Origin of the sequence: Rufibacter ruber (assembly GCF_001647275.1) — a bacterium.
Classification (GTDB): Bacteria; Bacteroidota; Bacteroidia; order Cytophagales; family Hymenobacteraceae; genus Nibribacter; species Nibribacter ruber_C.
On record NZ_LRMM01000104.1, the window covers coordinates 1 to 10,456 of the forward strand.

At 52.3% G+C, this 10,456-nt stretch carries 8 protein-coding genes; 3 read left to right on the forward strand and 5 right to left on the reverse strand.

Annotated features, from left to right (window positions below; all coding sequences use genetic code 11):
- Positions 1 to 404: 404 nt before the first annotated feature.
- Positions 405 to 2,024: an MFS transporter gene (locus A8O25_RS21175; RefSeq protein WP_066839480.1), complete on the forward strand. Its 1,620-nt coding sequence runs from the start codon at positions 405 to 407 to the stop codon at positions 2,022 to 2,024.
- Between the two features lie 701 nt (positions 2,025 to 2,725).
- Here A8O25_RS21175 and gldG read toward each other — a convergent pair.
- The 5 genes from gldG to A8O25_RS21200 form a co-directional block, all read right to left on the reverse strand.
- A complete protein-coding gene (gene gldG / locus A8O25_RS21180) occupies positions 2,726 to 4,438 on the reverse strand; it encodes a gliding motility-associated ABC transporter substrate-binding protein GldG (RefSeq protein WP_066839481.1) in 1,713 nt (570 codons plus the stop codon).
- Positions 4,432 to 5,160 carry a gliding motility-associated ABC transporter permease subunit GldF gene (gene gldF, locus A8O25_RS21185; protein ID WP_066839483.1) on the reverse strand — a complete coding sequence of 243 codons (729 nt, stop codon included), beginning with the start codon at positions 5,158 to 5,160 and terminating at the stop codon, positions 4,432 to 4,434. Before gldF ends, gldG begins: the two co-directional genes overlap by 7 nt.
- Positions 5,161 to 5,537: 377 nt before the next feature.
- Positions 5,538 to 6,458 (reverse strand): gliding motility-associated ABC transporter ATP-binding subunit GldA, encoded by a 921-nt coding sequence (gldA, locus tag A8O25_RS21190; protein ID WP_066839485.1) that lies wholly within the window; start codon positions 6,456 to 6,458, stop codon positions 5,538 to 5,540.
- A 9-nt stretch (positions 6,459 to 6,467) separates the two neighbouring features.
- Positions 6,468 to 7,184: an SDR family oxidoreductase gene (locus tag A8O25_RS21195; protein ID WP_066839487.1), complete on the reverse strand. Its 717-nt coding sequence runs from the start codon at positions 7,182 to 7,184 to the stop codon at positions 6,468 to 6,470.
- A 235-nt stretch (positions 7,185 to 7,419) separates the two neighbouring features.
- Positions 7,420 to 8,127 (reverse strand): SDR family NAD(P)-dependent oxidoreductase, encoded by a 708-nt coding sequence (locus A8O25_RS21200; protein WP_066839489.1) that lies wholly within the window; start codon positions 8,125 to 8,127, stop codon positions 7,420 to 7,422.
- 108 nt (positions 8,128 to 8,235) lie between these two features.
- Between A8O25_RS21200 and A8O25_RS21205 the strand changes: the two genes are divergently transcribed.
- Positions 8,236 to 8,964 carry an MlaE family ABC transporter permease gene (locus A8O25_RS21205; RefSeq protein WP_066839493.1) on the forward strand — a complete coding sequence of 243 codons (729 nt, stop codon included), beginning with the start codon at positions 8,236 to 8,238 and terminating at the stop codon, positions 8,962 to 8,964.
- Between the two features lie 50 nt (positions 8,965 to 9,014).
- Positions 9,015 to 9,833, forward strand: coding sequence for an ABC transporter ATP-binding protein (locus A8O25_RS21210; protein WP_066839491.1), 819 nt, complete (start codon positions 9,015 to 9,017; stop codon positions 9,831 to 9,833).
- Positions 9,834 to 10,456: the final 623 nt, after the last annotated feature.

Consider the following 10,456-nt stretch of genomic DNA (forward strand, 5'->3'; position numbering starts at 1 on the left):
GGGCTGTTTTCCTAAAAACAGCCCGAAAACGGACGTGGTTCTTTATGTACACCTTCAGGAGAAGCGCAGTTCTAAATTTTGCCTTCGCAAGTAAAGGCAGCAGCGAAAGTTAAAGCCAACGTGGTTCCTGTACCTTTTGGTGGTGCCACTTAGGCAATGAAACCACAAAAGCAGGTAATGGGTGGGGCAGATTGCAGGAACAAAGGCTGATTAGGAGCGAACCCGAAGACAATTTTCTGGTTTTCAAGCAGTTTTCCGGCTAGTCCCATCTCACCGGTACCCGCTTCTTTTCATGTGATTTGAAAAAGGCAAACCATCTAAAAACAGCGTTTTTGAGGTATTTTCAAATAATTTAGTACCTTACCCTTTCAACCAAACCTACAACTAATCCTTTTCATCCTTTTATGGAGCAACAGTCAAGTAAAAGTTACGGCTCAGCATTGTACACGCTGGCCATGGTGTTCTTTTTTTGGGGCTTCCTGGCCGCCTCCAACGGGGTGTTCATCCCCTTCTGCAAAACCCATTTTGATCTGACGCAGTTTGAGTCGCAGTTGATTGACTCAGCGTTTTACGGAGCATATTTTATTGGCTCCCTCCTCCTGTACCTCTACTCCACCAGCGTAGGGTATGACTTCCTGAACAAAATAGGCTACAAAAAAGGCATCATCTACGGCTTGTTAGTCTCCGTGGCAGGCGCTCTGCTCATGATCCCTGCGGTAGGTTCCGGGCAGTACGTGATCATTTTGCTGGCCTTTTTTGTGATAGCCTTGGGCTTCTCGTTGCAACAGACTGCCGCCAACCCGTTTGCGGTGGCCCTGGGTGACCCGGCTACCGGTATGCACCGCCTGAACCTGACGGGCGGGGTGAACTCCCTGGGCACTACCCTGGGGCCTATCATCATCACCCTGGTTTTGTTTGGAGCCGTAGTGGCTACCCCTGAGCAGATTGCCGCCGCCTCTACTGGTTCAATTAATACCCTGTACCTCATTCTGGCGGGTGTTTTCCTGCTGGTAGCCGGTATTTTCTCCATCCGGAACATGCCACGGGTCACCTCAGATGAAGAGCCTGAGCGTAGCGGGAAGGCTACCCGGGCATTGCTCGCCATTACCGGGGTAATTATTGTGCTGTCTGCCATAGGCAAACTGTTGCCTGAAAGTGAAACAGGCACCACTACCCTGATCCTGCTGGTGGTGGCTCTGGTGAGCGTGATCCTGATCTTGATTATGTCTACCAAGGCAGCCCAGAAAAACAGCAGCGGCTGGGGCGCCATGCAGTACCCGCAGTTAACCTTGGGTATGATTGCCATCTTTGTGTATGTGGGCGTGGAAGTAACCATTCAAAGCAACCTGGGTGCCCTGTTACAGACACCGGAGTTTGGCGGCTACAATGAGGCGCAAATCTCCCGGTACATCTCCCTCTACTGGGGTAGTTTAATGATTGGCCGCTGGATGAGCGCGGTCACCATTTTCAATGTCTCTAAAGGCACCCGCACTATTCTGAGCGTGGTGGTTCCCTTCCTGGCTTTTGGAGTGGTGTTGTTGGTCAACTATATCAGCGGAAACGTGATTGAAGACCTTTTTGTATATGCCATCTGCATCGCCATCTTGATTGCCATCAACTTCTGGTCACAGGGCAAACCTGCCAAATTGTTAATGGGCCTTGGCCTGTTAGGAATGATTGCCATGGTGATTGGCCTGTTCACTGCCGGTAAAGTGGGTTTGTTCGCCTTCATCAGCGGTGGTTTGATCTGCTCTATCATGTGGTCCAGTATCTTCGCGTTGAGTATCACCGGTTTGGGCAAGTACACCAGCCAGGGTTCATCGCTCCTGATCATGATGATTCTGGGGGGTGCCATTATCCCGCCCCTACAAGGCGGCTTAGCCGATTTTATAGACATCCATTCCTCTTACTGGGTGGCCGTGGCCTGTTTCGGGTATCTGGCATTCTTCGCCTGGAAGGTTTCCGGCATCTTGAAGAAACAAGGCTATGACATTGAGAACCTGGAGGCCGGCGGAGGCCACTAAGCTCCTTCCCCTTCCTTGAAAAACAGAAAGACCTGCTGAAACCCCTTCAGCAGGTCTTTCTGTTTTGGGGCTGTTTTCCGGAAAAAGCCCCAAAACGCAACGCCTCCTCCTTAGCCTCTCCTGAGGGAGCGGGCAACGAAGAAGCCGAAGAGGAACTTAGAGAGACACGCTTAGACTGCTCAACTTAGCAGTAGCCACTAATGCTATGGAACTGTGTGCGTCGGCGTGGTGGTAAAGTAGGTGAAACCCCTCCTGTCTGAGCGGCAGCGCGTTAGGGAGTTCTCAGTTCTTTTGGTTAGGTTGAGCATCAAGGATCAACCCGACAAACAGGGGCAGGGAGAGGCTTGGAAAGTGCGGTGGTTAGAGTAAAACTTGTCTTCCTTAGATCCATTGGCAAGCTCAGGATGACGAGGTAGAGACTAGGCACCGCCTCGTCTCCATGTGCTAGCCATCTCATTATACTTGGCAGAAAACCATTGATGCGTAAAATCCAGCCCTACCCCTCTCAGGAGGGGAATATCAGGAATACGTGGGAGACAAAGCGGTGCCTGGTCTCTACATTAAAAACCAACATCTTAATACATCAACATCAGCTTAATACTTCCGCCCTATCAATAATGGTGAATTGGTAAAAATGCCGTTTTTAGCCTGTTTTCAGAAAAACAGGCCAAAAACGGCATTCAAAGACCCAGATAAAAATCCTAACGTGCGTATTTCCGCTTGCGCCACCAGAATTTCATCACGCCAAACAGCAGCAGCAGCACCAATGGCGCACCCAGATTGATGGCCTGCCATTTGGTTCGCTCATCGCGCAGCTTGGCCTTGTCTAGCGGGCGTATCTCAATTTCTTTTCCGCGAAGCTCAATCAGTCCTTTCTCATCCAGCAGGTAGTCCACCACGTTTTTCAGCAGTTCCTTGTTGGCGAAACGGGAGCGGGAGAAGCGGTCAAAGCCTAGTTCTAGCGGCCTGCCAGACCGCGGGTCAATATCGTTGGCGGCCAGGTCACCGTCAGAGAAAACCACTAGCTGGGTGGCTTTCCCTTCGGCCTCAAACGGGATGGTGACCCCTTCGGGCACCGGCCTGTTTGTGAAGACTGATTTAAACCTGCCCTCCAACAGATAGCCCACCGGAATGGCGCTTTTCCCAAACAGCTTAGGGTCACGGTCAATGCGCGGGTCGTTCAGCGAAATGGACACCGGCGACTCCCTGATGCGCGAGTACTGCGATGTCCAGAGCAGTGGGCTTTTCTTAATACCTACGGCTTTCACGGTGTCAATGGAACTCACAAACTTGGTCTGCACCACGTCCAGGTTGCGGGTTACCGGAAGCTGGCTGAAACTGTTGATCAACGGGTAATACCGCCACGGCACCAGCTGGGTCTGCGGCTGGTTGCCCATGTAGCCGGTCACCATGGGAATAAAGCTGGCGTTGAGATCCTGCACCAGGTCTGGGTTTACCCGTACGCCGTATTTAAAGAGCAGGTCCTGCAGGTTCAGGTCATACGGGAACGCCAGCAGGCCATTCTCCCGCACACTGTCCAGAGAGGCGCGAACGCCATCCAGCAGGAACAGGACCTTGCCCCCGCGCATGATGAACTGGTCCAGCTTGTATTTATCTGCTTCTGAATACGGCTGGGTAGGCTTCATCATGACCACCAGGTTGAAGTTGTTCAGGTTGGGCACCTGACTGATCTGCACGCGGTTCACCGTGTAGTATTCTGAAATCGTTCCCAGAAAGTCGGCGGCCTGCGGCAGCCACAGCTCCCCGTGCCCCTGCAGCACCCCAATCCTGCCGGAGCTGGTGGAGGCCACTTTCCGGAGGGCGGTGGCCAGCTCGTACTCCAGCCCCTCAATAGACTGGTTCAACCGTTCATCTGGCGTAGCCGCCTGGCTGCCTTTCAACAGAATGGCGGCCGTCTCTTTGTTTCCCGCCGAAATTAGCGCCCCCGGGAACACAATTTTCTCTACCTTCTTGTCGCCTTCGGTGGCAAAGAGGTTGGTGGGCTGCAGCCCTTTCTGCACCAGTTGCTGATAGAATTGATTCCTAGCCTGCTCATTGGTGTTGGCATTGGGATCTATGAAGGTGTACTGTACCTTGCCGTCTGAGTAGAGCCTAAACTCCTCCAGTGTTTCCCTGATGCTGTTCTGCAGCCTCCTGAAACCGGCAGGGAACTCCCCTTCCAGGTACACGGTCACCTGCACCGGCTCCTGCAGGTTGCCCAGCAGTTGCTTGGTCTGGTTAGAGATGGTATACCGCTTATCCTGGGTTAAATCAATCCGGAAGAAATAGCGGCTGGCCACGAAGTTGAGCACCAGCAGCAGGCCCACGGCCACCAGAAAGAAGGTCCAGTCATGGCGGCGGCGGCTCTCCACTACCGGCTGCGCCGATGGGGTTGGTTGGTTCTGCTCTACCATTTTCTGCTCTCCAATACTAATTTGGTGGCCAATAACATCACCGTGATCACACTCAGGAAATACAGCACATCTCTGGAGTCAATCAGCCCCTTGCTGATGGAACTGTAGTGGTACGAGATGCCCAGTTGCGCAATGTAGTAAGAGGCGGTTCCCCAGGCGTCAATGGAGGCCAGCAGATCAAAGCCGGTGTACACCATGTAGCACAGGAACACCGCCAGAATAAAGGCCACAATCTGGTTCTCAGTGAGCGACGAGGCAAACACGCCCATGGCCACAAACACCGCCGCCAGAAACACCAGCCCCAGGTAAGACCCTGCCACGGCCGCCGAGTCTATATTCCCCACCGGATCCCCCAACTGGTACACGCTCACGTAGTACAGCAGCGTGGGCAGCAGCGCAAACAGCGCCAGCAACAGACACGCAAAATATTTCCCCAGCAGCAGCTGGGCATCAGATACCGGTTTGGTGAGCAGCAGCTCCATGGTGCCGCCTTTGCGCTCCTCAGCAAAGGTGCGCATGGTGATGGCCGGAATCAGGAACAGGAACAGCCACGGCGCCAGCCCGAACACGCTCTGCAGATCGGCGTAGCCGTAGTCCAACACGCTGCTGTCTGGGAACACCCACATGAACAGCCCCGTGGCCACCAGAAACACCCCAATGACAATATAGCCAATGAGGGAGTTGAGGTAGGAGTTGAATTCTTTACTAAGTATGGCGAACATTGTTCGTTGGTAGTTATTCGTGTTTTGTTGTTCGTGGCGAGTACTAGTGTGCTTGTAATGGTTTGATTAATGCTCTCTGTTTCCGGCTTGTTTTGGCCAAAACAGCCCAAAAACAGAACATTTTCTCACTGCACCCTGCTGCCCTTGTTGGCGAGAACACCAACAAGGGCGGCAACTTGAATGTGGTAGAAATGTTTGCAAACATCTTTCAGCTTCCAACTCCCCAATTGTCATTCTGTAAGAATCTTGTGGGCGAACTAGAAAAGCGCTTAATACCCATTATTACCGTTCGCCGCCAAGTTCCTTTCAGGATGAAAAGAGAGAGAGTTTCCGTTTCTGGCCTCTTTTTCAAAAAACAGCCCCAAAACAGGACAGGGCTACTTTGCTGCCCTGGTCAAATCCTGAAACAGTTTCTCCAAGGTGTTTTCTTCCTGTTGCAACCCTACCAGGGGCCAGCCGTGGTCACTGGCCAACCGGAAAATGGAGGATCGCAAATCGGCCCCGGCCGAAGCAATGATTCTGTATTTATGCACGCCCGCCGGCTCTACCCGCTGCACCCCCTGTAAAGCCAGGATAGGTTCCGGGTTCACGTCTGCTTCAAATTCAGCTAAGATTCTTGTCTCCTGCCGACCCATGTTCTTGAGCTCAGCCACGGGACTGTCTGCCACCAGTTTGCCTTGGTTAATGATGAGCACGCGGTCACAGAGGGCGCTCACCTCCTGCATGATATGGGTAGAGAACAACACGGTCTTGGCCTGCCCCACCTCCTTGATCAGCTGCCTAATCTCCACAATCTGATTTGGGTCAAGACCGGTAGTGGGTTCATCCAGAATGAGCACCGCCGGGTCATGGATCATGGCCTGCGCCAGCCCCACTCGCTGCCGGTAGCCTTTAGACAGCGCGCCAATCTTTTTATGGCTTTCGCGGGTTAGCCCGCAGAGCTGAATCATTTCATTGGTTCTAGCCTGGAGCTGGCTCCCGCCCAGGCCGTGCAGCTTGCCCACAAAATGCAGGTACTCGCGCACGTACATGTCCAGGTAGAGCGGGTTGTGCTCGGGCAGATACCCTACCTGCCGGCGTACCTCCTTGGGCTGCTCCAGCACGTCATGGCCGTTCACCAGCACCGTTCCGCTGCTGGGCGGCAGGTAGCAGGTGGCAATTTTCATGGTGGTAGATTTCCCGGCGCCGTTGGGCCCTAAGAAACCCACAATCTCCCCGGTGCCCACGGTAAAGGAAACGTGGTCAACGGCGTGCTGGGTCCCGTAAACTTTGGTTAGGTCTTTTATCTCAATTCCCATTCTGAAAGCTTAGGCTTGCTTTTTCTCTGGCTTCCCCTTGGGCATTAAAGGTCTTACCTCAATGTCAACGTGGTGGTAGTTGGGCGGAGACTGAAGCACGTGCAGAATGGTAGAGGCAATATCTTCTGGTTGCATCATATTTTCTGGGGCGGTGCCGGTACCTTCAAAGCCGTCAAAGAAGTGGGTGGCGGTAGAACCCGGATAGATACAGGTAACCTTAATGCCATGCGGCCGCACTTCTTTGAACAGGGAATGGGAAATACCGCGTACCGCAAACTTGGTGGCGCAGTAGCCGCTCATGTTCTCTATCCCGGTGAGGCCGGCAATAGAGGAGATGTTGATGATGTGGCCCTCCAGCTGTTTTTTCATCTGGGGCAATACCAGGCGGGTACAGTAGAAGATGCCGTTCACGTTGGTGTCCATCATGGTGTGCCAGTCGCGCGGGCTCATGGTGTCAATGGCCCCCTGAATGCCCAGACCGGCGTTGTTGATGAGGACGCTGATGTTCTGCCGAAGCCGCTCCACCGTCTGCTCATAAGCAAACAGCACCGACTGCTCATGGCGCACATCGCATTCAAAGAAATAGAAATCAGGGTGCGAAATCTTAGGGCGGGATCTGCTCCAGCTTACCACGGTAGCCCCTTGCTCCAGCAACAGTTTAGCGGCTGCCAGCCCTATCCCGCTGCTTGCCCCAGTAATCACAACTACTTTACCTTCTAGTTCCATATCAATGATTTTGCTCAAATTTAAATAAATAAGTTATTCGATATGGGTTGTTCGTTATTAGGGAGAAGTTCTTTTTACAGAAAATGTTTACTGAGCCACTTGCTTTACCTTAAGAAATTCTGATTTCCCGTTTTTGACCTAGATTCTCTAAAACCGGTCAAAAACGCAGGGTTCAAGGCATCCTTCACTTTCCTTCAAATCTCAAACAACGAATAACTACCAACCAAAAACTAAACTAAATATCGCCTAACTGCGGCCTAAGCAACAACTCTTCTATCACGGTCTGCTTTGAGACGCTGTGGGCACCCCAGATAGCGGCGGCCACGTCTTCGGGCTTCATGAACCGGTCCTGCGGCAGGTCTACCCCTTCCCAGCTGGCGGTGTAGGTGGCGCCGGGCAACACGGCCGTGACGCGTATCTGGTGCTCTTTCAGTTCTTCGCGCAGCACGCGGGTCATGCCGTAAAGGGCGTGCTTGGCAATGCAGTAAGAGCCGCCGTTGGTGTAAGCGGTGACGCTGGCCGTAGAGCAGATGGTGAAGATGTGCCCGTCACGGCGTTTGATCATGTCCCCTACCAGGCCTTTGGTGAGGTCATAGGCGCTGTAGAGGTTGGTGTTGATCATTTCGCGCAGCACGGTATCGCTTTCCTCATGAATAAACCCGGGAATAAAGAAACCGGCGTTGTTCACCAGCACATCTACTTTTATATGCAGTGATTTGATATAGTCTACAAACCGGCGCACCTCGCCCTCCTGGCTTACATCCAGGGCCTTGTAGAAAACCTTAGAAAATGTGTAGGTTTGCTCAATGTCCAGCTTGAGCTGCCGCAGGTCTTTCTCCTGGCGGGAACAGGTGATGATGTGGAATCCTTCGGCCGCGAAACGGTGCACAATGGCCTTGCCAATGCCTTTGGTTCCGCCCGTGATCACTAGATATTTTTGCATGCGCTAGATGTTTTTTCTTTTTTCAACGTAATATAGGCATTTGAAACCAAGAAAAGCCCCAACTTTCCTGTATTGGGGCTACGGCACACTCGGTTTGTACTCTTCTACATGAAAAACTTAGGTTCTTACCTCCTCTTTCTCTTCAGCCTTGTAAGAAGGCCAGAATCACCCAGAATACTCTTTAACCGCACCATGGAGGAGGCGGTCCTGATTGGGATCAACTCGGTCTTTATTGTGGCGGTGGTTTCTACGTTTATTGGGGCGGTGACCTGCGTGCAGATCTCCTACAACCTGAACAATGCGTTTATTCCGCGGTCTACCATTGGCTTTATGGTGCGCGAGATGACCATTCTGGAAATGGCCCCTACCATCACCTCAATTGTGTTGGCGGGTAAAGTGGGGTCAAACATTGCCGGCGGCCTGGGCACCATGCGCATCACTGAACAGGTAGACGCGCTAGAGGTGATGGGCATCAACTCAGCCTCTTACCTGGTGCTGCCCAAGATGCTGGCCTCTATCCTGGTGTTCCCTATGCTGGTGATCATTGCCATGTTTCTTTCCATTCTGGGGGGGTATGTGGCCGGCACGCTGACCGGTGCCCTGTCTGGGCAGGAATACATTACCGGGCTTCGTTCCAGCTTTATAGGGTTTAACATCACCTTCGCGTTGATCAAGTCAGTAGTGTTTGCCTTCATAATTTCCTCCATCTCTTCGTACAAAGGGTATTTTACCACCGGCGGCGCGTTAGAGGTAGGCGAATCCAGCACCAATGCCGTAACCAACAGTGTCATAGCCCTCCTGATTGCCGACTACGTGTGTGCCCAGGTGTTGCTGTAGCAGAAAGGGAAGAGGGGCAGAACCGGAGGGGCGGCCATTAAAATTTAGCCATGATTGAAATTCATAACATACAGAAATCCTTCAACGGGAAAAAGGTACTGGATGGCATAGACGGTGTGTTTGAGTCTGGAAAGATGAACATGCTCCTGGGGGCCAGCGGTACGGGTAAAAGCGTGCTCCTCAAATGCATTGTGGGGCTGGTGAAGCCAGACGTAGGCAGCATCACCTATGACGGGCGCATCTTCACCAACAACAAGCTGGATATCAAACAGGAGATTAGGCGTAAGATAGGGATGCTGTTTCAGGGCAGCGCCCTCTTTGACTCCATGAACGTGAACGAGAACATTGATTTCCCCCTGAAAATGCTCACAGACATGACCCGTGCCGAACGCCGCGAACGGGTAGAATTCTGCCTGAAGCGGGTTGGGTTGGAGCAGGCCGGAAAACTGATGCCCTCTGAGCTCAGCGGCGGGATGAAGAAACGCGTAGGCATTGCCCGCGCCATTGCCCCCCACTGCACCTACCTCTTCTGTGACGAGCCCAACTCCGGCCTGGACCCGCTTACCGCCATCAAAATTGATGAGCTCATCAAGGAGATCACAGAGGAATATGACATTACCACCATTGTGGTGACCCATGATATGAACTCTGTACTGGAGTACGGTGACAACGTGATGTTCCTTTACCAGGGCAAAAAGCTCTGGGAAGGCCACAGCAGCGAGATCATGGACACCAAGGTACGCGAACTCAACGACTTCATCTTCTCCAACCGTTTAATGCGTGATGCCAAGAAAGTGGAGCAGATTGAAGAAGAAGAGCAGCGTGAAGAAGACCAACGCCAGGAGGAGGAGAAAAACCGGAACAAATAAGCCATCCCTGCCACTGCCTGATCATCCTGTTTCCGGGCTGTTTTTCAAAAAACCGCGAAACAGGACTTTTTTTTTGCCTCTGCAGTAACTAGGTGGAGTGAGTGAGGGAAGTGGAAGCAATAGCTTCTGCTATTGCCGGAGAGGCCATTTGCCACTCTACACGCCTATCGCCATCAATACGAATGCAGCTGTTCTTGTCCCCCCTACGCCTATTAGACGGGCTGCCAATTCAGGAATCCACTACAATAGCATATCCTACATCATATCACAGGAAAACGCGGTGTACCCGGGAAAGCCAATAGTAAGGGGAAGATTGCCACTCGCCCATAAAATCTTTACTGACAAGAAAGAAAAATACCAGCATATTCTCTGGCGGGGAGTTTATTTAGACGTTGCTCTGGCAAGCAAAATGGGGAGCAAAAGGTTCGTCCAGAGCGTCTTTAGAGCAGCATGGCAGCACTATGGGGCGAGGCAACCGCGAAGTCAGGTTTCTTTGCTATTCATTTTCAGCGCAAAAAATACAAACAGGCTCTTTTCCATATCACGGCTGCCTGAGCTCTTTTGAACCAGCCCTTTGCCTAAAAGCGCCCTTCCTGTTTTTTGGCCTGTTTTCTCAAAAACAG